22 protein-coding genes are annotated in these 22,454 nt (G+C 54.0%); 14 read left to right on the plus strand and 8 right to left on the minus strand.

From position 1 onward, the window contains the following. Positions 1-53: 53 nt before the first annotated feature. From egtD to M0644_RS11975, 3 genes are all read right to left on the minus strand, one after another. A complete protein-coding gene (gene egtD, locus M0644_RS11965) occupies positions 54-1,025 on the minus strand; it encodes an L-histidine N(alpha)-methyltransferase (protein WP_149821141.1) in 972 nt (323 codons plus the stop codon). A 29-nt stretch (positions 1,026-1,054) separates the two neighbouring features. Then, positions 1,055-1,723 carry an amino acid ABC transporter permease gene (locus M0644_RS11970; protein WP_149821143.1) on the minus strand — a complete coding sequence of 223 codons (669 nt, stop codon included), beginning with the start codon at positions 1,721-1,723 and terminating at the stop codon, positions 1,055-1,057. A gap of 170 nt (positions 1,724-1,893) precedes the next feature. Next, the gene (locus M0644_RS11975) at positions 1,894-2,070 is read right to left on the minus strand and encodes a transposase family protein (RefSeq protein WP_149821145.1); all 177 of its coding nucleotides are present in this window, start codon (positions 2,068-2,070) and stop codon (positions 1,894-1,896) included. A 185-nt stretch (positions 2,071-2,255) separates the two neighbouring features. Between M0644_RS11975 and rpsD the strand changes: the two genes are divergently transcribed. The 3 genes from rpsD to M0644_RS11990 are packed head-to-tail and all read left to right on the plus strand — an operon-like array spanning position 2,256 to position 4,256. After that, the gene (gene rpsD / locus M0644_RS11980) at positions 2,256-2,864 is read left to right on the plus strand and encodes a 30S ribosomal protein S4 (protein WP_181495092.1); all 609 of its coding nucleotides are present in this window, start codon (positions 2,256-2,258) and stop codon (positions 2,862-2,864) included. An 18-nt stretch (positions 2,865-2,882) separates the two neighbouring features. Then, positions 2,883-3,977 carry a peptide chain release factor 1 gene (prfA, locus tag M0644_RS11985; protein ID WP_149821148.1) on the plus strand — a complete coding sequence of 365 codons (1,095 nt, stop codon included), beginning with the start codon at positions 2,883-2,885 and terminating at the stop codon, positions 3,975-3,977. Positions 3,978-3,986: 9 nt separating this feature from the next. Next, complete coding sequence (locus M0644_RS11990) at positions 3,987-4,256, plus strand: YciI family protein (protein WP_149821150.1); 270 nt, start codon at positions 3,987-3,989, stop codon at positions 4,254-4,256. Positions 4,257-4,281: 25 nt separating this feature from the next. Here the strand turns inward: M0644_RS11990 and chlP are convergent, their stop codons facing one another. Next, the gene (chlP, locus tag M0644_RS11995) at positions 4,282-5,490 is read right to left on the minus strand and encodes a geranylgeranyl reductase (RefSeq protein WP_149821152.1); all 1,209 of its coding nucleotides are present in this window, start codon (positions 5,488-5,490) and stop codon (positions 4,282-4,284) included. Positions 5,491-5,772: 282 nt separating this feature from the next. On the opposite strand from chlP, the gene gpmI reads away from it, so the two are divergent. Next, positions 5,773-7,368: a 2,3-bisphosphoglycerate-independent phosphoglycerate mutase gene (gene gpmI, locus M0644_RS12000; RefSeq protein WP_286625859.1), complete on the plus strand. Its 1,596-nt coding sequence runs from the start codon at positions 5,773-5,775 to the stop codon at positions 7,366-7,368. Positions 7,369-7,444: 76 nt separating this feature from the next. Continuing rightward, positions 7,445-9,256 carry an ABC transporter ATP-binding protein gene (locus M0644_RS12005; protein WP_149821157.1) on the plus strand — a complete coding sequence of 604 codons (1,812 nt, stop codon included), beginning with the start codon at positions 7,445-7,447 and terminating at the stop codon, positions 9,254-9,256. Here M0644_RS12005 and M0644_RS12010 read toward each other — a convergent pair. Both M0644_RS12010 and M0644_RS12015 read right to left on the minus strand, forming a co-directional pair. Beyond that, positions 9,253-11,733 carry an HAD-IC family P-type ATPase gene (locus tag M0644_RS12010; RefSeq protein WP_286625861.1) on the minus strand — a complete coding sequence of 827 codons (2,481 nt, stop codon included), beginning with the start codon at positions 11,731-11,733 and terminating at the stop codon, positions 9,253-9,255. The two genes, M0644_RS12005 and M0644_RS12010, sit on opposite strands and share 4 nt — an antisense overlap. A 3-nt stretch (positions 11,734-11,736) precedes the next feature. Further along, positions 11,737-12,168, minus strand: a complete 432-nt coding sequence (locus M0644_RS12015; protein ID WP_149821161.1) for a universal stress protein — start codon at positions 12,166-12,168, stop codon at positions 11,737-11,739. A 324-nt stretch (positions 12,169-12,492) separates the two neighbouring features. Here M0644_RS12015 and M0644_RS12020 point away from each other — a divergent pair, with 324 nt between their 5' ends. From M0644_RS12020 to M0644_RS12030, 3 genes are read left to right on the plus strand one after another with little or no spacing between them, the layout of a single operon-like run. Next, positions 12,493-13,647, plus strand: coding sequence for a Re/Si-specific NAD(P)(+) transhydrogenase subunit alpha (locus tag M0644_RS12020; protein ID WP_286625862.1), 1,155 nt, complete (start codon positions 12,493-12,495; stop codon positions 13,645-13,647). Positions 13,648-13,671: 24 nt separating this feature from the next. Next, positions 13,672-13,950 (plus strand): NAD(P) transhydrogenase subunit alpha, encoded by a 279-nt coding sequence (locus M0644_RS12025; protein WP_286625863.1) that lies wholly within the window; start codon positions 13,672-13,674, stop codon positions 13,948-13,950. Positions 13,951-13,955: 5 nt separating this feature from the next. Continuing rightward, positions 13,956-15,356 carry an NAD(P)(+) transhydrogenase (Re/Si-specific) subunit beta gene (locus M0644_RS12030; RefSeq protein ID WP_286625864.1) on the plus strand — a complete coding sequence of 467 codons (1,401 nt, stop codon included), beginning with the start codon at positions 13,956-13,958 and terminating at the stop codon, positions 15,354-15,356. Here M0644_RS12030 and M0644_RS12035 read toward each other — a convergent pair. Further along, on the minus strand, positions 15,353-16,066 hold the full coding sequence (locus M0644_RS12035) for an HAD family phosphatase (protein WP_286625865.1): 714 nt from the start codon (positions 16,064-16,066) through the stop codon (positions 15,353-15,355). The two genes, M0644_RS12030 and M0644_RS12035, sit on opposite strands and share 4 nt — an antisense overlap. A 2-nt stretch (positions 16,067-16,068) precedes the next feature. Next, positions 16,069-16,992 carry an indole-3-glycerol phosphate synthase TrpC gene (gene trpC / locus M0644_RS12040; protein WP_286627195.1) on the minus strand — a complete coding sequence of 308 codons (924 nt, stop codon included), beginning with the start codon at positions 16,990-16,992 and terminating at the stop codon, positions 16,069-16,071. A 110-nt stretch (positions 16,993-17,102) separates the two neighbouring features. On the opposite strand from trpC, the gene M0644_RS12045 reads away from it, so the two are divergent. The 6 genes from M0644_RS12045 (at position 17,103) to M0644_RS12070 (ending at position 22,435) form a co-directional block, all read left to right on the plus strand. After that, the gene (locus M0644_RS12045) at positions 17,103-18,602 is read left to right on the plus strand and encodes a cryptochrome/photolyase family protein (protein WP_286625866.1); all 1,500 of its coding nucleotides are present in this window, start codon (positions 17,103-17,105) and stop codon (positions 18,600-18,602) included. Between the two features lie 250 nt (positions 18,603-18,852). Further along, on the plus strand, positions 18,853-20,004 hold the full coding sequence (locus M0644_RS12050; protein WP_286625867.1) for a methyl-accepting chemotaxis protein: 1,152 nt from the start codon (positions 18,853-18,855) through the stop codon (positions 20,002-20,004). A gap of 70 nt (positions 20,005-20,074) precedes the next feature. Beyond that, complete coding sequence (locus M0644_RS12055; protein WP_286625868.1) at positions 20,075-21,001, plus strand: isoaspartyl peptidase/L-asparaginase; 927 nt, start codon at positions 20,075-20,077, stop codon at positions 20,999-21,001. A gap of 120 nt (positions 21,002-21,121) precedes the next feature. Next, complete coding sequence (gene ndhK / locus M0644_RS12060) at positions 21,122-21,835, plus strand: photosynthetic/respiratory NAD(P)H-quinone oxidoreductase subunit K (protein WP_286625869.1); 714 nt, start codon at positions 21,122-21,124, stop codon at positions 21,833-21,835. Between the two features lie 31 nt (positions 21,836-21,866). Continuing rightward, positions 21,867-22,097: a photosynthetic/respiratory NAD(P)H-quinone oxidoreductase subunit L gene (ndhL, locus tag M0644_RS12065; RefSeq protein ID WP_181495109.1), complete on the plus strand. Its 231-nt coding sequence runs from the start codon at positions 21,867-21,869 to the stop codon at positions 22,095-22,097. Positions 22,098-22,102: 5 nt separating this feature from the next. Continuing rightward, positions 22,103-22,435: a DUF3007 family protein gene (locus M0644_RS12070; protein ID WP_149821181.1), complete on the plus strand. Its 333-nt coding sequence runs from the start codon at positions 22,103-22,105 to the stop codon at positions 22,433-22,435. Positions 22,436-22,454: the final 19 nt, after the last annotated feature.

The following is a 22,454-nucleotide window of genomic DNA, read 5'->3' on the forward strand; positions in this document are numbered from 1 at the left end:
GCCACGAAGGCGGCTTTTCTCCCTGATTCTAACCTATTCCAAAGACCTTCGCTCTAAACCTGGCAGAGGCAGAGGGCAAACCACTGCTGAGGGTCGGTAAAGGCCTTGATCCATCGAAATCCAGCAGCCGTTAATGCCGCCTTGAGGGCAGCAAGATCAAACTTGCGGGAAATTTCGGTGAGAATCGGTTCACCCACAGTAAAAGTGCACTGAAAATCAAGGGCAGCCAAGGTAACGGTTTGCCGCTGCTGTGAATCGAGATACATTTCAATTTGCTGGGCAATCGGGTTATAGATGGCGCGATGGGCAAAGGCTGCGGGCTGAAAATTTCCTTGAAAGCGCCAGTTGAGGTGATGGAGGAGATTGCGGTTAAAGGCAGCCGTCACCCCTTGGGCATCGTTGTAAGCAGGGAGCAAAATACTCGTGTCTTTGATCAGATCCACGCCCAGCAGGAAATAGTCCCCGTCCCTAAGAACCTGATGAATCTGTTGAAAAAGGGTCTGGCATTCGCTGGGGGAGAGGTTGCCAATGGTGCTACCGAGAAAGCAGAGCAAGCGCCGAGGTGCCAAGGGGGGCGGTAGGTGCTCTAAGCCCACTTGATAGGTGCCGACAAGACCATGAATACTGAGCTGCGGATAGTCGGCAAGAAGAGCCATGGCACTGGTTTTGAGGATTGAGCCACTGACATCAATGGGACGATAGTAAAGCCGAGGTTGTACGTGGGCATAGGCCGATAGGAGAAGGCGAATCTTGCGATCGCTGCCACTGCCAAGTTCCACCAGTTCACAGGCGCCCGTGAGTTGGGCGATCGCCCCGGCGGCGGTCTCTAAAATGCCCAATTCTGTACGGGTGGGGTAGTATTCCGGCAGCTCACAGATTTGCTCAAAGAGGCGTGATCCCGCAGCATCGTAGAAGTAGTAGGAGGGAAGAGACTTGGGTTGCTGAGTCAGACCTCGGATAACATCTTGGCCATCCCGTTCTGTGGCGAGACTGGGTAAGTGGGTCAGGTGCAGGCGATCGCTCACAGGGAAAGCGGCTCCAGAATGTGCAGACCTTAAGATATTTTAGCCTTTAGCCGCTGCTCCAAACGCCGTCCCCACCACGCGATCGGCAAACTCATTAGCAGGTAGAGAATTAAGGCCAGCGCATACAGAGGAAATGGCTGGCTACTGTTGCGAATCACCCACACCCGCATCACTGAGGTTAAGTCCACGCCGGCAATCACACTGACAATGGCCGAATCCTTGAGCATGTAGATAAAGTCATTGACGAGGGGTGGGATCACAATTTGAATGGCTTGGGGCAAAATGATGCGCACAAATCCCTGTTGTTGACTCATGCCTAGGGAGAGAGCCGCTTCCCGTTGCCCCACATCCACCGCTTGCAGACCCGCACGAAAGACCTCTGCTTCATAGGCGCCATAGTTGAGCGCCAGGGCTGTCACCCCCGCTGTCCACGCATTCACCCAAGTCGCAAGATTCATCTGGGCTAATACTGCACCGACGCCGTAGTAGAGCAGGAGCAGTTGGGTGATCATGGGGGTATTGCGCATTAGCTCAATAAAGCCAAGTGCTGGCCAGCGCAGAAACAGAAAGGGGGAGGTGCTCATGGCGGCGAGGACAATGCCTAGCAACACCGCTAGCGGAAAGGAAATGCCACAGTAAATGAGTGTATTTAGTGCTCCCCGCAAAAAGGCCGGCAGGGCAGCTTGGATCAGTTCCATCGAAGAGATTGGGTTACACCTGTTGCTCTAACTTAATGAGGGGTTCAGGGAGCTATCAGTCCCGCGCTCTACCTAAAAGGTGAGCGACATGGACTCCCCGCACCTGTCGATTTTCCACCGCGACGCGGAAGCCAGCTACGATGGGGACGAGATTAAGTCTTTATCGTACACTACAGTCCAGTCATGTAGTCCTCAATCTCCACCCACACCTCTGCACCACAGAGGACGGCACAGATGGTCAGACCAATGATGTCAAGGAGTTGATGCTCTAGCAAGTGTTCTGCGCGGGGGTCTTGTAGGGTTTTGACGTGGTCGAGCAGACCGGCAGAGGGTCGGCATGGTGACATTCCCACAAACGATTGGCTTACTTTTCTACTATGCGTTTGCTCTAGAAATCCTCGTCCTAGGGTTGCGATCGCGCCCAGCCCCTTGATATACTAGGCAAGCTGATTAAGTTGCCCTCGGCACATCAGTCTATTTCTTGCCCATTTTTGGTTGGACACCATCATCACTGTAGGTTGGGTATAGTTGCATGGCTCGATATCGTGGCCCTCGTTTGAGAATTGTCCGTCGTCTGGGTGAACTGGCTGGTCTCACCCGCAAAGCCCCCAAGCGGAGCTATCCCCCTGGTCAACACGGCCAAGCCCGCAAAAAGCGCTCGGAATATGCCCTGCGCCTTGACGAAAAGCAAAAACTGCGCTTCAACTACGGGGTTTCGGAGCGGCAACTGGTGCGCTATGTGCGTAAGGCCCGTCGGGTCAGTGGTTCCACGGGGCAAACCCTTCTACAGTTACTGGAAATGCGGCTGGATAACACCGTTTTCCGCCTTGGAATGGCACCAACGATTCCAGCCGCCCGCCAACTGGTGAATCATGGCCATATTCTGGTCAATGGTCGCAGCGTTTCTATTCCCAGCTATCAGTGCCGTCCGGGGGACGTGATTACGGTTCGCGATAATGAGCGATCGCGCCGCTTGGTGGAAACCAACCTGCAAAATCCCGGACTTGCCAATCTTCCCAGCCACTTGGAACTGGATAAAAGCACCCTCACCGGCAGAGTCACCGGTATTGTCGAACGGCAATGGGTGGCTCTCCAAGTCAATGAACTCCTCGTGGTTGAGTACTACTCCCGCAAAGTCTAGAGTATCGCCGCCCTTCCTATGGCAGAAGCCTATCTTCTGGAAAAACTCCGCACTGTCGAGCAAACCTTTACGGAACTGACCCGTCGCTTGGCGGATCCCGATGTGGCGGTCAACCCAACCGAATTTCAGAAGGTGGCTCGCTCCCGTGCTGCCTTGGAGGAGACGGTGAATGCCTATCACGAATGGCAGTCCCTCAATCAGCAACTGGTGGATGCCCGCCAACTACTGAAAGAAGCAGTCAATGAACCCGAGCTACGCCAGATGGCTGAAGAAGAAGTCGCGGATCTCAGCCGCCGCATTGCCGAGCTCGAGGAACGCCTAAAAATTCTGCTTTTGCCCCGTGACCCCAATGATGATAAAAACATCATGCTAGAAATTCGAGCAGGTGCTGGGGGCGATGAAGCGGGAATTTGGGCAGGGGATTTAGTGCGAATGTACTCCCGCTACGCCAAAAGCCAAGGCTGGCAGGTGAGCTTAGTCAGTGAATCCCTCGCGGAAATGGGGGGCTTCAAGGAAGCCATCCTCGAAATCAAGGGCGATCGCGTCTATAGCAAGCTGAAGTTTGAATCCGGTGTCCATCGCGTGCAGCGGGTGCCTGTCACCGAAGCGGGGGGGCGAGTTCACACCTCTACGGCCACCGTGGCGGTAATGCCCGAAGTGGATGAAGTGGAAGTAGAAATTGATCCCAAGGATATTGAACTCACCACAGCGCGATCCGGGGGTGCCGGTGGCCAAAACGTCAACAAAGTAGAAACAGCCGTTGACCTCTTCCACAAGCCGACGGGTATTCGCATCTTCTGCACCGAAGAGCGTAGCCAACTGAAAAACAAAGAGCGCGCGTTCCAAATCCTACGGGCAAAACTCTACGAAATGAAGCTGCGGGAACAGCAGGAAGCTATTACCTCAATGCGTCGCTCCCAAGTGGGTACGGGCGATCGCTCCGAAAAAATTCGCACCTACAACTACAAAGATGACCGCGTCACCGATCACCGTTTAGGACAAAACTTTAGCCTCAGCAGTGTCCTAGAAGGGGATCTAGAACCAATTATCCAAGCCTGCATTAGCCGTGATCAGCAGGAACAACTGGCACAACTGGCTGCCGAACAAGCCTAGGAGGATCAAATGACCAAATTTGTGGCTTGGGGACGCTACTGTGAAGATGTCCTTGAACGGCGTTCCCCCCATCGCCAAGCACACCTCGACGGCCTTGCGGTTCAAAAAGCCCAAGGGGTGCTCATCACCATTGGTCCTACGAAAGACCTGCGCTACTTTTTTGCCATTTACGAGGCGGATAGCGAAGAGACCGTGCGCCAATTGATTGAAAACGACCCCTACTGGCAGCATCAGGTGTGGACAGAGTACAGCATTCATGAGTGGATCCAAGCCCTCTAGAGGCGAGGGCGGATCCGAAACTCACTTAGGGCGCAAGGGCATTGCCCCGCATCAGGCTACCAATCGTTTTTGCCGTAATTTTCAACTGCACTAAGGGATTAGCCGGCACCACCGTCTTGTAGAGGTAGCTATCGAAGGTGAGCTTCTGTACATCAATATCGCTACACATCTCCACAAAGGCCTCACGGGTGGCATCGGAGCGATAAAAGACCCGTTGCAACAGATCTAACACTAGGTACGTCATGCCGTAGGCTTTGTCCCAGCGCTTCAGGTACAGCTTGAGATCTGCTTCGGTGGGGATACGGCGACCGCTGTTGGAGGTTTCAACAATCGTTTCAGCGCACATGCGGGCTGACTTGGCGGCAAAGTAAATGCCTTCCCCTGAAGATTTCGTGACCGTACCGGCTGCATCTCCCACCAGAGCCACGCGACCGACCACCCGCCGCGGCCGAGGATGCTCAGGAATGGGGTGAGCTTCCACTTTAATAATTTGCCCCCCTTCCAGTTTGGCAGCAGCACGGGCGCGGATTCCCGCCTGCAGCTCCCGAATGCGGTCTTTGTTGACCTTCATGGTGCCGGTACCCACGGCCACATGGTCATATTTCGGGAAAACCCATGCATAGAAGTCAGGGGACACGTCATCCCCCACGTACATTTCTGCCAACTCGTTGTAGTAGGCCATTTTGTCCTCAGGCAGGCGGATGCGCTCCTGATAGGCAATGGCGTAGTTGTAATCGCCGGCATCAATTTCCTTGGCAATGCGGGAATTTGCCCCATCGGCACCAATCACCACATCCACTTCAAGGGTCTGAGCTGTGCCATCCTCTTGGACATAGTGGAGGGTGTAGGGCTGATCGCTGGTGGCGGGCTGCTCCAGCTTAAAGACGGTGCCATTGATCAAGTTGGCGCCCAAATCCGCTGCCCGATTGCGCATAAAGCTATCGAGGACTTCGCGGCGACACATACCGATATACTCGTGGTCTTTGAGGGTATGGCCAATGTTCACCTCGATATTGGAGGGGGAAATCATCTTCATTTTGCGCACGCGGCGGTCAATGATTTCCGGCGGCAAGTCAAATTCACTGACCATGCACAGGGGGATCGCACCGCCACAGGGCTTGGCATTGTCTAATTTACGTTCAAAGAGATAGGTCTGGATTCCGGCTTTGGCTAAGGTTTCGGCGGCTGAGGAACCCGCTGGACCACCACCGACCACTGCTACCCGAAGTGACAACGGACGACTCCCAATTTTGGCTAACAAACAACAGCTTGGATACTATCACGGCAATTTTTTGTCTTCAAGGATTTAATCCCGAAAAGCCGCATCTGTAACAGTTTTCAACATTTGGCCATCGTTGATCCGTTAGGATAGATCTATCTATGGATTCAGAATTGATCCAGCGTGCGGACTGTAGCAGAAGCTACCCAATTTGTCTCTCGCGGTGGAGAATGGTATCATTTGCGAGGTTGTACAATTTACACCATTTCCCAGAGAAGTTTAAGGTAGGGCATTCACATGGCATCGTCTCCTGTTGCGCCCGTTGTTTTGATGATTTTGGATGGCTGGGGCTATCGCGAAGAGACCTACGGTAATGCGATCGCTAGCGCCAATACGCCTGTCATGGACAGTTTGTGGCAAGCCTACCCCCACACATTGATTTGCACCTCTGGGAAGGCGGTGGGACTCCCCAAGGGTCAAATGGGTAACTCCGAGGTGGGGCACTTAAATATCGGTGCTGGGCGCATTGTTCCCCAAGAGTTGGTGCGCATTTCCGATGCCGTTGAAGATGGTAGCCTCTTTAGCAATCCCGTCCTTGTGAAGCTCTGCCAAACTGTGAAGGAGCGCAAGGGCAAGCTGCATTTTATCGGTCTGTGTTCTGCAGGCGGGGTGCATTCCCACATTGATCATCTGTACGGCTTGGTGGAACTGGCCAAGCGCCATGAGTTACCGGCCTGTATTCATGCCATTACCGATGGTCGCGATACACCCCCCCGCGATGCCGCAGGTGTCCTTGAGGAATTGGAGCAACGCCTGAAAACCATTGGCTGCGGACGAATTGTGACGGTGAGTGGTCGCTACTATGCCATGGATCGCGATCGCCGTTGGGATCGTACCGAGGCGGCCTACCGCGTCATGACCAGCAATGAGAATATTCAACCCCTGCGGGCGGTGGATGTGGCCAGTAAGTCCTATGCCCAAGATATTGGCGATGAATTCATTGTTCCCACGCGCATTGCTGAAGGAGCCGTTGAACCCGGCGATGGTGTGGTGTTCTTTAATTTCCGTCCCGATCGTGCCCGCCAACTCACCCAAGCCTTTATTGACCCTGATTTTAGCGGCTTTGAACGGACGCTAATTACGCCCTTGGAATACGTGACCTTCACCCAATACGATGCTAACTTTAACTGTGGTGTCGCCTTCCCGCCCCAAAACCTCAATCATATCCTTGGGGAAGTGATTGCCGAGCATGGCCTGAAGCAACTGCGGGCAGCGGAAACGGAAAAATATGCCCACGTCACCTATTTCTTCAATGGCGGCCTTGAGGAACCCTTCCCCGGCGAAGATCGCATTCTTATCCCCAGTCCAATGGTGGCCACCTACGATCAAGCGCCAGCCATGTCTGCCCCTGCCGTAACAGAAGCGGTTAAGGAGGCCATTGAGAAACAGGAATATGCCCTAATTGTGGTGAACTTTGCTAACCCCGATATGGTGGGGCACACGGGGCAATTGGCGGCAACAATTCAAGCCATTGAAACCGTGGATCGCTGTGTAGGCGTATTGGTGGAAGCAACAACAAAGGTGGGGGGCACGCTGCTGATTACCGCTGATCATGGCAACGCTGAGTACATGATTGACGAGGATGGCAACCCTTGGACGGCTCACACCACCAACCCCGTTCCCTTCATTTTGGTGGAAGGGGAGAAACGCAAAATCCCCGGCCATGGCACGGATGTCACCCTGCGGCAGGATGGTTGCCTTGCTGATATTGCACCGACGATTCTGGAAATTTTGGGGCTGCCTCAACCCCCTGAGATGACGGGGCGATCGCTGATTGCCAGTGCCCCCTATGAAACGCGCCTCAATCGCACCCCAGTCTCTGTGAAGGTCTAAGGGCATTCTCAACCCAAGAGCGACGGCAGAAAATTTTAAGAAATCTTAAAATAGGAACAGTGCTTGTCCTGTTTTTATGGCCACGTTTCGCTCCATTCTGGGTTACTACCGCGCCTATCGGGGGATGGCGATCGCTAGTATTACCGCAGCTAGTCTCTGCGAACTGGTGGATTTGCTCGTGCCCTATGCCATTGGTCAAATTCTCAACCTGCTCTCGCAACAACCCCTCGATCCGCCAGTGGTGGCTATCGCCCATACGCTGCAAACATGGACGGGCTGGAACAATGCCTTTGGCGTCAATCTCACCGTTCTCGGCAGTATTGTCTTTTTGGCCACTGTGGTGCGTGCCCCAATTCAACCGTGGCTGGGGGTATGGTTCCACTGGTGGATTGCCTTGGCTGCCCGCCGCGACCACACTCGCAAAGCCGTCGAGAAAATCCTGACGCTGCCCCTAGAATTCTTTGAGGAAAATAACCCGGGTCGCATTGCCAACCGTGTTAGCAAAGGGATTTCCAACCATACGTGGAGCTATCCTGAGATTGCCGGCCAACTGATTCCCAAACTGGTACGGGTGCTGGGGATTGGCCTGATTGTCTGGTGGCTTGATTGGCCGATCGCCCTTGGACTGTTGCTCTCCTTTACAGTGATCTTGGTGCTGACCCTGCACACCCTACGGCGCATTATTCAAAAAGAAGAAATCCTCGACAGCCACATCGAAAGCACAGAAAGCCGCACCTCAGAAATCATTACCAATATCAAAACCGTCAAAGCCTTTGCCACTGAAGCCCGTGAACTTGCTCGTCAACAGCAGCGTCTCGATCGCGAGTTCAAGATGGTCATTGACCGCATCCATCGCGGCTATATGCACCTGATTACTTGGCAGGGAACCGTAGTCCAGTTCTGTCTTTTCAGTTTGTTGGGGTTTTCCCTAGCGGCCACGATCGCCGGCCGGGTCTCCATTGGTCACTTTATTACGATTTACACCCTTGCCAGTATGGCCTATGCCGAAATTACCCCCCTCTCGCAGGTGTCGGAGGTGTTTGCGCGCCGCTATGCCTCCATTTTGCGCTTCCATGAATTTATGGAATTGCCCCCCGGTCGCGATGCCATTGATCTGGAGCAACAGGAGATTCCTAGCCTGAAGTTTTCGGGCAAAGTGGATTTTCAGCACGTTTGGTTTAGCTACACGCCGGGGCGTCCCATTCTGCGGGATATTAACTTACTCATTGAACCCTGCCAAACGGTGGCCTTGGTGGGGCGATCGGGTTCCGGGAAATCCACCCTGATCAAGCTTCTCTTTCGCTACTTCCAGCCGGATCAGGGGCAAATTCTCATTGATGGCCAAGATATTCAAACCCTCGATGTCCGCGCCTATCGCCGCCGGCTGGCCATTGTCCACCAAGAAGTGGATGTCTTTAATGGCACCCTCTGGGATAACCTCACCTATGCCAACCCCGAGGTCAGTGCCGACGCCGTCTATGAGGCCTGTGCTATTGCGCGGGTGGATGAATTTGTGCAGCAGTTGCCCTTGGGCTATCGCACCATTGTCGGTGAACGGGGCTTGCGGCTTTCGGGGGGACAGCGGCAGCGCCTAGGGATTGCCCGTGCCCTCTTAGCAGATCCCGATGTCCTGATTTTTGATGAGGCCACCTCAAGTCTCGACTATGAATCGGAGCGGGAAATTCAACTGGCCCTGCGCTCCATTACGGGTACTCGCACAATGATTGTGATTGCCCACCGCCTCAGTACGGTTCGGGATGCCAATCAAATTGTGGTCTTGGATCAAGGGACAATCCGTGAGCAGGGAGACCATGAGACACTCCTCGCCCAAGGGGGATTGTATGCCCATCTCTACTCGATTCAGCGCGATCGCGCCCCTCGTGCCTAACTGAGATCCACACCAAGGAAGCGATCCAAGAGTCGATAGCGCCAAAAGCTGCGCAGGAAAATCACCCATAGCAAAACAATCAGTACAATCAATGCCCACAGCGACCACGAAAGGGGTTCCAACTCAGCCACTGCCCGTAGGGTCGGCGAAAAACTAATTGTCAGGAAGGCAGCCAGCAGGGCTAAAACCACAGCAACATAACGCCAGTTGCCCACTAAAGGCGCACCGCCAACCCATGTGGGATGGGGAGGTTTGAGAAACAGGACTAAACAAAGGGAGGCCAGCATCAGGGTCGTCACCAAGGCCGTGCGGGCGATCGCCACACTCTGCCCTAGTTCTAAGAGCACCTCGCGGCCATTCAACAGCGTTGGATCAAAGCGTCCTTGGAGCAATGCCACAAGGGGCGTCAGTTCCCGTGCCAACACCCCCAAGTACATGAAAATGGCCAACAGTGCGAGGCTTAGGGTGGCGGGGATGACAAAGTGCAGCAATGAACGAATCAGCGATCGATGGGGACGCGGCCCCGGCACTGCCCAAAAAGCCACCGCCAAGGTCGGCAGACCCACTCCCCACAGGGTTAGCAGGCTATTGTGCTTAATCAGCAGCGGAAAGGCGCGCCCTGCCATGACAGTGACTAGACAAAGCAAACTAAAGCTAAACACCCGCACCAGAAAGAGCTTCGTGACATCTTGAATGCCGTTGTAGATGCGCTGTCCTTCACGAAAGGCTGCTGGTAAGGCGGCAAAGGAATCCGCAAGCAATACAATATCAGCCACATTTCGGGTAATGGCACTGCCACTTTCCATGGCGATGCCCACATTGGCCTGCTTCAGGGACAGCACATCATTGACACCATCGCCAATCATGGCCACCTGATGCCCGAGGGCACGCAGTCGAGTCACGAGTTTCGCCTTTTGCTCGGGGGTAATGCGACCAAAAACCGTGGCTTTCTCGGCCATTTGATCAAAGCTAGGATCATCCATGGCGGCGAGTTCTGTGCCGGAGATGGCGATCGCCCCCGCATCGAGGCCGACTTGTTTACCGAGGGCAACCACCGTTTCCGCATGGTCACCGGAAATAATTTTGATTTGAATTCCAGCCTGTTGAAAGCGTTGCAAAACATCGCGGGATTGGGGTCGCAGGCGATCGCCCACCCAAATCACTGCTAAGGGTTCAAGATCTGGGGGCAAGAGGGGAGTCTCCTGCCGCTCATCCCATTGAGGATCACTGCAACTACGGGCAAAGAGAAGCACCCGCAATCCCTGCTGCCGTCCCCGCTGGAGTAATTCAGTCACCTCAGGGGAGAGGTCTTCAGCCTTGAAGAGGACATCCGGTGCCCCCAAAATAAATGCTTCTGAGTCATGCCACGCTGCGGCACTCCACTTGTAGGCGGAGGAAAAGGGAATTTCGAGGCGTAGGGGCTGGGGCCTGCCGTCAAAGGCCTCCGTGAGGGCAACAATGGTGCGGTTCGGAGCACTAACACTGGCGGTAAACGTGGCGAGAGCCGCTTTTGTCTTTTCCTCTGTATCAGTGAGGGCGTACCAGCTATGGAGTTCAAGGGCATTGGCCGTCAGTGTGCCCGTTTTATCAAGGCAGAGAATATCGACGCCACTGAGGGATTCAATGGCATTTACCTGCTGCACCAAGACATTGGCACGGGAGATACGCAGTGCCCCCAAGGCATAGGTGAGCGTAATTGTCAGATACAAGCCCACGGGGACAAGACCCGCCACCACTGCCGCCGTTTGCACACTCATTTGTAGGGTGGTCAGGCGTACCAATAGCGAGAGCAGCACCAATAGCCATAGGAAAACCGCCAGCGCCAGAATGACGCGGATAATCAGGTTAATTTCCCGTTGCAGGGGAGTGAGTTTGTGGTGGTGGGTTTTGGCGGCAGCAGTCAGTTGATGGGCGGTACTGGCTTCCCCCACCTGTTCGGCGACATAGGCAGCGGCACCGCGCACACAAAAGCTCCCGGAGTACAGGCGATCGCCCGCTTGCTTGGAGATGAGATCCGACTCCCCTGTGAGCAAGGACTCATCCACTTGGATCTGTCCATCACCAACGACAGTGCCATCGGCAACGATTTGATCCCCCGGCTCCAAAAGGAGAATATCCCCTTCTACGACTTCTGCAGGATCAATAATGGCCTCTTGGCGATCGCGCAGCACCTTGACACGGGGACGGGTGAGGAGGCTAATTTCATCCAACTGCCGTTTGGCGCGAATTTCCTGCAGGATGCTAATGATGGCATTGAGAAACACCACCACGATGATGGCGGCCACATCCCCCGGACGACCTAAAAAGAGCAAAATGACGCTAATAAAAGCAAAAACCCCATTGATAAACGTGAAGAGGTTTTCCCGCAAAATGTCGCCATAGGTGCGATTGCTTTCACTCGCTTGACGGTTAATGCGACCTCTGGCTTGCCGCTCCGCCACTTCCGCCGCTGTCAGACCCGTCAATGGTGCTGTCATACCCTAAGTTTCCGCTGACTTAACCACAAACACCGAACAGGGGGCATCCGCCACAACGGCGCCACTTACTGAGCCTTGCACAACCCGCTCAACCCCCGTGAGGCCGCGACTCCCCAGCACAATTAGGTCTGCCCCATAGATATTGGCCAAGCGTAAAATTTCCTCGACGGGGTCACCGGTAACAATTTCAATTTCCGAGTCACAGGGGAGGTGGCTTTGGAACTGTTGTAAATGCTGCTCAATACTACGGTAGGTGCCCATTTGCGGATGCAACGAGGGGCGATCGGCACTGACGCCAAAACCCGCCTCTGTCGGTGAGATCACATGACTGAGAATCACTTGGGCATCCGGGTCAAGATTTAACTGTGCCACCGCCGCCATCACCCGTGCCGATAGCTCACTGGTATCGAGGGCCACTAAAATTGTTTTGAACATGCCTGTGACTCTGTACTTGCAATCTCTTAGTCTGCCATAAGGGTGCTGGGATTGATGGCTCCTAAGGTCACTCAAGGCAGGGACAAAGAACAAACATAGTGTCAACATTTGTTACAACCCTCCCTGGGGATCATAAGACTTGTGGAGAATTCCCACAAAACGCTGACATTTGCGCCCATTTCCGAGGGGATCGCAGTAGCGTGAGGATCAGTACAGGACAGCAGGTGAATGTGTTGTGACGGTGTCGGGCGGTTATAAAAATGCCCGGATGAGTACACCAAGGAATTGTTCTGTCAAGACTGCAAACCCTATCCAAGAGTGCCTATGAAAGTTGGGGTCGTTAAGGAACGCGAAGTGGGTGAACAACGGGTTGCCTTGGTTCCGGAGGTTGTTGCCAAGCTGGTGCAGCAGGGGTATCACCTTTGTGTGGAGTCCGGTGCAGGAGATATGGCTCACTTCAGCGATGATGACTACCGTGCAGCGGGTGCGGAAATTGGTTACTCCATTGAAGAGGTCTGGGGCAATGTGGATGTGGTGCTCAAGGTGGCTCCCTTGCGCGATCGCGAGGTGGAGTGGATTCGACCCGGCACCACCTTAATTAGTTTTCTCAATCCCTTGGGCAATCCATGGCAGATGCAACACTTGGCAGAGCGGCATATTACTGCCTTTGCCCTCGAGTGCATTCCCCGCACCAGTCGTGCCCAGAGTATGGATGCCCTGTCTTCCCAAGCAGCGGTGGCAGGCTATGCGGCGGTGTTATTGGCCGCTGCTAATTTGCCGCGCTTTTTCCCGATGTTGACGACGGCAGCGGGTACGATTCCCCCCGCTAAGGTGTTTGTGATTGGAGCAGGGGTGGCTGGCTTGCAGGCGATCGCCACCGCGCGGCGTTTGGGAGCTGTGGTTGAAGCCTTTGATATTCGCCCAGCGGTCAAGGAGGAAGTACAAAGCCTCGGTGCCAAATTTGTCGAAGTCAACCTTGAGGAGGATACGGTTGCTGCCGGCGGCTATGCCAAAGAGGTTTCTGAGGCGGCAAAGCACAAAACCCAAGAGGCGATCGCTGCCCATGTCCACAGTGCCGATGTGGTCATTACCACTGCTCAAATTCCCGGCAAGCCTGCTCCTCTTTTGGTGACAGAACGGATGGTGGCCAGCATGAAACCGGGTTCGGTGATTGTGGATTTAGCCGCTGAGCAGGGGGGCAACTGTGCCTGCACAGAACCGGGGCGCTCTATTTGTCATCAGCGGGTCACTATTATTGGCCCGATTAATCTGCCCTCGACAATGGCTATTCATGCCAGTCAAATGTATGCCAAAAACATTTCAACGCTCCTGAAGTACCTTGCTCCCAAGGGGGAATTGGTGTTGAACTTTGGCGATGACATTGTTGATGCCGCCTGTATCACCCATGCAGGGCGGGTTCGCAACCCACGGGTACTGCAACTTTTACATCCTGACCAAACCTTGGCAACAACGGCTTAGAAATTTCCCTAGAGGATTCGTTCTATGACAGATCCTATTCTTGTCGGTTTGATAATTTTTGTGCTGGCCAGTTTCATTGGCTTTGAGGTGATTAACAAAGTCCCGCCCACGCTGCATACTCCCCTCATGTCTGGTGCCAATGCCATTTCGGGGATTGCCGTAATTGGTGCCCTACTGATGGCGGGGAGTGGGCACACCACTTTAACGGTGGTCTTGGGATTCATTGCGACAGTGCTCGCCACGATTAATGTGGTGGGCGGTTTTTTGGTCACGGATCGCATGTTGCAGATGTTTAAGCGGTAGGAACCATGGATTGGCTAACACGCATTGAAGAATTGAGCTATCTGGGTGCTGCGGCGCTCTTTATCCTCGGTTTGAAAAAACTGGGGTCTCCGGCCACGGCCCGTCAAGGAAATCGCCTTGCCGCCTTGGGGATGTTGATTGCGATTGTGGTCACGCTCCTCGATCGCCAGATTATTAGCTATACGGGCATCCTAGCGGCCATGGGCCTCGGCAGTGTCATTGGCGCGATCGCTGCCTACAAAGTGGCAATGACGGCCATGCCCCAGATGGTGGGGTTACTCAATGGCTTAGGAGGGGCGGCCTCTGCCTTGGTGGGCATTGGTGAATTTTGCCGCATTGTGGCCGTGGGTGAACCGCTGACCCCCAGTACGCTGATCACGATTATTTTGGGGGTGCTGATTGGTGGCGTCACCCTTACTGGTAGCCTTGTTGCTTTTGGTAAACTTCAGGGATTGATTTCGGGAACCCCGATCATTTTCCCGATGCAGCAGGCGATTAACCTCGGCTTGCTGGTGGCTTTCTTGGTGGCCAGTGGCTGGGTGTGGTTGGATCCAAGTCAGATGCCGATTTTCTGGGGCTTGGTGGCGATCGCCAGCATTTTGGGGGTGCTCTTTGTTCTGCCCATTGGCGGTGCCGATATGCCGGTCGTGATTTCCCTTTTGAACTCCCTTTCGGGCTTGGCTGCCAGTGCTGCCGGTTTTATTGTGGGCAACAGTATGCTGATTATTGCTGGTGCCTTGGTGGGGGCTTCGGGGCTGATCCTGACGCAAATCATGTGCAAGGCCATGAATCGCTCCTTGGCCAATGTGCTCTTTAGTGGCTTTGGTAGCTCGACCACAGGCAGTGCTGAGGGTAGTGTTCATGCCACCGCGAAGTCAGTGCGCACCATTGACCCCGAAGAAAGTGCGATGATGCTAGGTTATGCCAAGTCGGTGGTCATTGTCCCCGGTTATGGAATGGCGGTGGCTCAAGCACAGCACAGTGTCAAAGAACTAGCGGATCAACTGGAGCGGCTGGGTGTCGATGTCAAATACGCGATCCACCCGGTGGCAGGTCGCATGCCCGGTCACATGAATGTGCTGCTTGCCGAAGCCAATGTCCCCTACCCCCAACTCAAGGACATGGAGGACATTAATCCAGAGTTTGAGCATGTGGATGTGGCACTGGTCATTGGTGCCAATGATGTCGTGAATCCAGCCGCTCGCACCAACCCCGGTAGCCCCGTCTATGGGATGCCCATTCTCGATGTGGATCGGGCACGACACACGATTGTGATCAAGCGCAGCCTCAATCCGGGCTTTGCCGGTATTGACAATGAGTTGTTCTACAAGGACAGAACTCTAATGCTGTTTGGCAATGCCAAGGAAGTGCTCAATCAACTCATTGCTGAGGTGAAACACCTCTAGGAGGGGGTGGCGGCCACGCTGCGATCAAACACCGGGGCAATTTCCTCAAGGTCAAACTGATCAAGGCGATCGAGCACCCAATGGCAGCGACGCTGGAGCATGTGGAAGGGATAGGTGTGCGCGACCCCCAAGACTTTGACACCGACCTCGCGGGCGGATTGCACCCCCACCAAGGTGTCCTCGATCGCCAGACAATCAGCGGCTGTGAGATCGCCCCCTAGGGCTTGCAAGGCTGCAATGGCACGGAGATAGGGGTCGGGATAGGGTTTGCCGCGTTCCACACTTTCGGCACTGATAATGCAGTCCACAATGCCAGTCAAGTTTCCCCGCTCAAGAGCCAAGTCCACATCGGATTGCAGGGCACCGGTGACAATGGCAATTTTCAACTGCGCAGCATGGAGTTTCTCCAGCAGGGCGATCGCCCCCGCAAAGAAGGGAAAAGGCTCCATATTGGCCAAGCGTGCGCGGTAGGCGACTGCCTTTTGTGCCACCAGTTTATCCAGATAGGCGGGGGTCACTGCCCGGCCGCGGCGGCTGAGGAGATTATCCAAACAGGCGCGATCGCTGCGGCCTAGGCAAAATAGGTCGTACTCGCCCCGCTGGGGTCGCAGATTTTCTTGCAGCAGAATCTCCTCAATGAGGGCAGCATGGATCGCCTCATCGTCGAGGATGACACCATTGAAATCAAACAAAACTGCCTTCAGGGGCATACCTAGCGTGCTAACTCTGGGAATAACTGCTGAATCCGTGCTTGGAGTTGCTCCGCCTCGCTGCAGTGCGCCATCTCTACTGGGGGTCGCATGAGGGATTCTCCGACTAAAATGGCCTGGGCACCGGCTTGTGTCACCCGCTCAACATCGGCACGCTGATGAATGCCCGATTCACTGACCACAAGGATGTGGCGATCGCGCAGTTGCGCCCCATAGGTGGCCAAAAGCTGTTCAGTGGTGGCTAGATCAACACTAAAGTCCGTCAAGTTGCGATTGTTGATGCCCACCAACTGTACGTCCTCCAGCTCAAGTACCCGTTCCATCTCCTCGGCGGTGTGCACCTCCACTAATGCGGTTAGCCCCAAGCCATGGGCAATGCGCAGGAAATAACGCAGATCGCGATCCGAGAGAATGGCAGCGATTAAGAGAACCGCATCAGCGCCCCGCAACCGCGCCAAGAACATTTGGTAGGGGTAAATGATAAAGTCCTTGCACAGCAGTGGCACGTCCACCACTTGGCGAATTTGGGCGAGGTACTCAAAACTGCCTTGGAAAAACTCCCTGTCCGTCAGGACGGAAAGGCAAGTCGCGCCAGCGGCAACATAGGCTTGGGCGATCGCCACCGGATTAAAGTTGGGGCGAATAATGCCCTTACTGGGAGAGGCCTTTTTGACCTCGGCAATCAGTGCTGGCTGGGTGACAGGGTTTTGCAGCGCGGCGAAAAAGGAGCGTACGGGTGGTGCATCGAGTACCTGACGTTGCAAGTCCGGCAGGGGGAGCACTTCCCGCAGTTGCTCTACCTCCTGTTCCTTGTGCCACACGATTTTCTCAAGGATATTGCGGGGAGCCTCATCGGCCACCGGTACTTGGTAGTGGAGGTTGCGAACGGTTACAGCAGGATTAGGGGGACGCCGGCGAATTTGCATGATGAGTGTCGTATGGAGTTGCAACAGTTGAACACTAAGATAAATCACATTGGTTGTACTAAACCATTCTCCTTTAGTCCTTATTCACAATATTCACAATCTGAGTTCAGATGGCCATTGGCGTTTGGGTTTTAGGCGATCAACTGTGGCAAGGGCAATCAGCCCTGCAAAGCTGTCCAACCCCTGTGCCCGTCATCCTCATTGAGTCCCGCCAATGGGTGAAACAACGCCGCTACCATGCTCAAAAACTCGTGCTGGTCTGGTCGGCCATGCGGCATTTTGCCCAAGAACTGGAAGCAGCCGGTTGGCCGGTGACCTATGCGATCGCCCCCAACTTTGCTACCCCACTGCGACAGTGGATTGCAGCCCACCATATCCACGAACTGCGGATCATGCAACCCAGCGATCGCCCCTTTCGGGATCTGATCGCTACCCTCGATCTCCCCTGTACCATTAAGTTCTTGCCCAACAATCACTTTCTCTGGTCAGAAGCAGAATTTCAGGACTGGGCGAAAGGTCGCAAAACGCTGGTCTTGGAGTATTTCTACCGCGCCGGTCGCCAACGGTTTCAAATTCTCATGGACGGCAAATCCCCCGTGGGTGGCAAGTGGAACTACGATGCCGAAAATCGCCAACCGCCGCCTACTCGCCTCAAACCGCCACCACCGCTGCGCTTTTCTCCCGATCAGATCAGCCAAGAAGTCATTGAGACAGTGCGCCAAGGGAACTTTGACACCTACGGCCACATCGAACCCTTTGACTGGGGAGTCACCCGCGCCCAAGCGCTGCAGGTCTTGGAAAACTTTATTGAATACCGCTTGCCCCAGTTTGGCCCCTACCAAGATGCCATGGTGGCAGGAGAAGAGAGCCTGTGGCACAGTTTGCTGTCCCCCTATTTGAACCTAGGGCTATTGCACCCCCAAGAAGTGATCGATGCTGTCTTAGTCGCCTATAGGGAACGGCCGCTGCCCCTCAACAGTGTGGAGGGCTTTATTCGCCAAATTCTCGGCTGGCGCGAGTATATGTATGGTCTCTATCACTACCTTGGTGCTGACTACTGCCAGCATAATTTCTTTCAGCACACTCAATCCTTACCGACGTTCCTTTGGCAGAGCGATCGCACCTCGATGAATTGTCTGCGCCACGTTCTGCAGCAAATTGAGCGCACAGGCTATGCCCACCACATTCAACGGCTGATGATCCTCGCCAACTTTGCCCTGATTACTGGCTTGTCTCCCCAACAAGTGGAAAACTGGTTCCACAGTGTCTTTATTGATGCCTACGATTGGGTGATGCAAACCAATGTTTTGGGAATGGGCTTATTTGCCGATGGCGGGCTGTTGGCCTCCAAGCCCTATGCGGCGTCTGCTAACTACATTCAACGCATGAGTAATTATTGCCAAGGGTGCGCCTACGATCCCAAGCAACGGGTGGGCGATCGCGCCTGTCCCTTTAACTTTTTTTATTGGCACTTTCTAGCCCGACACCGCAAAATCTTGAGTCGCCAAGGACGCATGAGCATTATCCTCAAAAATTTGGATAAATTGAGCGCCACAGAAACGGCAGCCATTCAACAGCAGGTGCAGCAGTGGTATGCTGAAAATTCATAGCCTCAAAAATAAAAAGTGTATTCTACATAACATTCATTTGCCATACGTCTTAAATTTAATCCGAAGTCTGTGAGTCTGGAATAAGTGAAAAATTCGGGTATTTTGAAATCTAATGGGAATCGAACTTAACCAAAAGATAACCAAAAAATAATTTCCTCCTACTCTTAAGTCGAGATAATTTATAGTGAGGTAAAGCAAGGTACAGTCTTCACGCTAAAACAATTGAATACTCACTCCGGGGGAGAATCAGATGAATGAGACAGTCAATATCCAACTGTCCGCAGCCGCTACGTTGGCTGACTTACCCTATTTTTCCTATCAGGTTTCCCCTGAAACCATCTCTGAAAAAGTGGCTGACGAATTTCAACGTTATCCTGAGCTACCGGGGGTACTGGTGGTGGCAGGCGATCGCGTCATCGGCATGATCTCCAAGGTCAAGTTTTTTGAGCGCATGAGTAAGCAGTTTGGTCGCGATCTCTACTTGCCGCGCCCGATCAAATTGATTCCAGAAATTGCCGCCCCCCAAGTACCGCCCCTTGTCTTGATGGCACGCACTCCCGTCGAAGAAGCCGTGGAACAGGCCTTGAGTCGCCCCCCCGCCTTTGTCTACGAACCCGTGGTCGTGCGTAAGGGCAAGCAACTGGTGTTGGTGGATATGCGGGTGATCCTGATTGCCCAAGCGCAAGTGCTGAGCAAGAAAAATCTCTTCATTCAGCAGCAGCACCTCCACACCCAGCAACTCCTTGAGAAGTTAAAGGTGGAAAAAGAGCGGAACCAAGACTATGCCAAGCGCCTTGAAAGCGAGCTAAGCCGCACCCAACAAATGAACGAAGCCCTAGAGCAGCAGGAGCGCTCTGTGCGTGAGCAAGCGGAGCGGATTGCCCAACTCAATCAACGGTTCGTCTCCATTAGCCAAGTTCTTTCCCAGCGGGGGCGCAAAGCCTTTCAGCAAACATTCACCGGGGTTAACCAAATTAGCCGTCACACAGCGGAGGTTTATCGCCTCAGCGAACGGCTGAAACAGGACGTGGAAATTATCGACCAAGCCACCCATCAAATTGCTGAGATTACCCGTCAGGTGAAACACCTTGCGGTGCAGGCGGGGCTGATTGCCAGTCGCAGTGGCCAGCAGATGGCTGGTTTCGATTTTATCAGTGAGGCAATTAACAAATTGGCCAACCAAGTGGTCTTTGCCAACCAACAAGTAGAGGAAATGGCCAATCATTTTCGCCATCACATTCGCGAGGTTGTAGAGTCCACCGCCTCTGGGGAAAAAATCGCGCGATCGCTCCTCAGTCAAGTGGAAGATACGCAGCAAGCCATCCAAGAACTGCAAGCGCTCCTGAATGCTGAGGAAGTCTCTACGGACTATGAGGAGATGCCGACAGCTGCGGTTGCTTAGGGCAGTGGATTTCGGCGATCGCCACAGGGTATTTTGGAGCTAGAACACCCTATAATTTCTAGGATTGAGGATGCCCCAACCCACTGTTATTCTCCATGGCGGCGCCGGCAGCTCGCTCCAAGACAAAGGCGGTCTCATTCCCGTCCGCCAATCCCTGCATACCATTGTCAGCCAAGTGGTTCAGGCCCTAAAAGAAGGGGCAACGGCGATTGAGGCAGTGGTTTTGGGGTGTCGGCTCCTAGAGGATGAACCGCGCTTTAATGCAGGCACGGGGTCTGTGCTGCAATCGGACGGTCAAATTCGCATGAGTGCCTCGCTCATGGATGGGCAGCGGCAGAGCCTCAGCGGTGTCATTAATGTCTCACGGGTGAAAAATCCCATTGATCTTGCCCACTGGCTGCAACAGTGCCCTGACCGTATTCTGTCCGATGTGGGAGCAGCAGAACTGGCTCGTGAGCTAGGGATTCCTGTGTATCAACCCCTCACGGATCAGCGACTCTACGAGTGGCTCGAGGAACGCAAAGGCAATTTCCAAAAATCGATGGCCGGAGTCGTGGCCGAGGAGGCAAGGCGGGGCACGATTGGTGTTGTGGTTTTAGATCAGCAGGGACACTTGGCCGTGGGGACTTCCACTGGCGGCAAGGGCTTTGAGCGCATTGGGCGGGTGAGTGACTCCGCAACCCCAGCCGGCAACTATGCCAACAGCTTAGCAGCAGTCAGTTGTACTGGCATTGGTGAGGATATTCTTGATGAGGCGCTGGCCACGCGGATTGTGGTGCGGGTAACCGATGGCTTGTCCCTAGAGGCGGCCTTTGAAAAATCCTTCCGCGAAGCCGCTAGTCGGCAACGCGATTTTGGCGCCATTGGCCTCGACCATCGGGGGGCGATCGCCTGGGGCAAAACCTGTGATGTCCTGCTGGCGGCCTACTGGGATGGAACGACCATTGGCGATACCTTGGAATTACCACCGGGGCTACAGGTGGGCAGTCAAAAATAATTTATCCTTGGTGTCAAGTTTTTTTATTGCTCACTACATCGGATTGGGTGCATCTGTTGGGTCAAACGCCTATAATCTTAAGTGTTTTTACATTTGGCCGATGTCCCTTGAGGGAACCCTATGACCAATACGACCTCGCCTGCCATTCTCAATCCGATTGCTCGTCCTGAAGTTCCCCAAGAACTTGCTGAAAATATTATTTTGACTTCCCTCAATGATGTCTATGACTGGGCGCGGCTATCGAGCCTTTGGCCACTCATGTATGGCACTGCCTGCTGCTTCATTGAGTTTGCGGCCATGATTGGCTCGCGCTTCGATTTCGATCGCTTTGGCTTGGTGCCCCGCAATAGCCCCCGTCAGGCGGATTTGATCATCACCTCTGGCACTATCACGATGAAAATGGCACCCGCCTTGGTTCGCCTCTACGATCAAATGCCCAATCCCAAGTACGTGATTGCCATGGGCGCCTGCACGATCACAGGGGGAATGTTTAGCTCTGATTCTTATTCCGCCGTGCGTGGTGTGGACAAGCTGATTCCCGTGGATGTTTATTTGCCCGGCTGTCCGCCCCGTCCAGAGGCGATCATGGATGCGATCGTCAAGCTGCGTAAGAAAATTGCCAATGAGCATATCAGTGAGCGTGGCAACCTTGCCCAAACCCATCGCCTCTTTACCGCCAAGCACAAGATGAAGCCGGTGCCCCCTATTTTGACAGGGCAATATCTCAATGCTCCCAGTCGCCAAGCTCCGCCCCCAGCCCTTGCGCAAGCCATGGGAATGGCCGTTCCTGCCCTTGGGGAAGCGGTGAGGGAAACCCGCACCGTTGCAGAATAGTTTGGTCATCGTTGGTGAAGAGGTAGCAATTATGGCAGTTTCAACAGAGCTTTTGGTACTCGGTGTCTATGGCGCCTTGGCAGGGCTATATCTGCTGGTGGTGCCGGCGATCGTCTATGCCTATTTGAATGCTCGCTGGTATGTGGCTGGCTCCTTTGAGCGGGCATTTATGTACTTTCTGGTGACGTTCTTCTTTCCGGGATTACTCCTGCTGGCACCCTTTATTAACTTTCGTCCCCAACCGCGCTCTCTCGATTCCTAGGTGCTATGCGCCGCATTGATGTTCTAGGGATTGGCATTGGTGTTTTCTTTACGGGCGGCTTGGTTTATCTCCTGTTGCGCATTGCGGGGATTGAGCCGCTTCAAGCCGGGATTTGGAGTCAAGCCATTTTTGTCTTGGTGGTTCTGGGTTGGCTCTCGACATATTTCCTGCGGGTCTTTACAGGACGGATGACCTACCATCAGCAACTCAAAGACTATGAAGAGGCAGTGATGAGCGATCGCCTTGCACGGATGTCACCAGAGGAGCTAGCCGCCCTTGAAGCAGAAATTCTAGCGGAATCCAGCGAGATTGCCGATCCAGAATTGGGCGATAATTAGCTCAAGTCTCCCCGTGGCT

This window comes from Thermosynechococcus sp. B1 (assembly GCF_030322985.1).
GTDB lineage: Bacteria > Cyanobacteriota > Cyanobacteriia > Thermosynechococcales > Thermosynechococcaceae > Thermosynechococcus.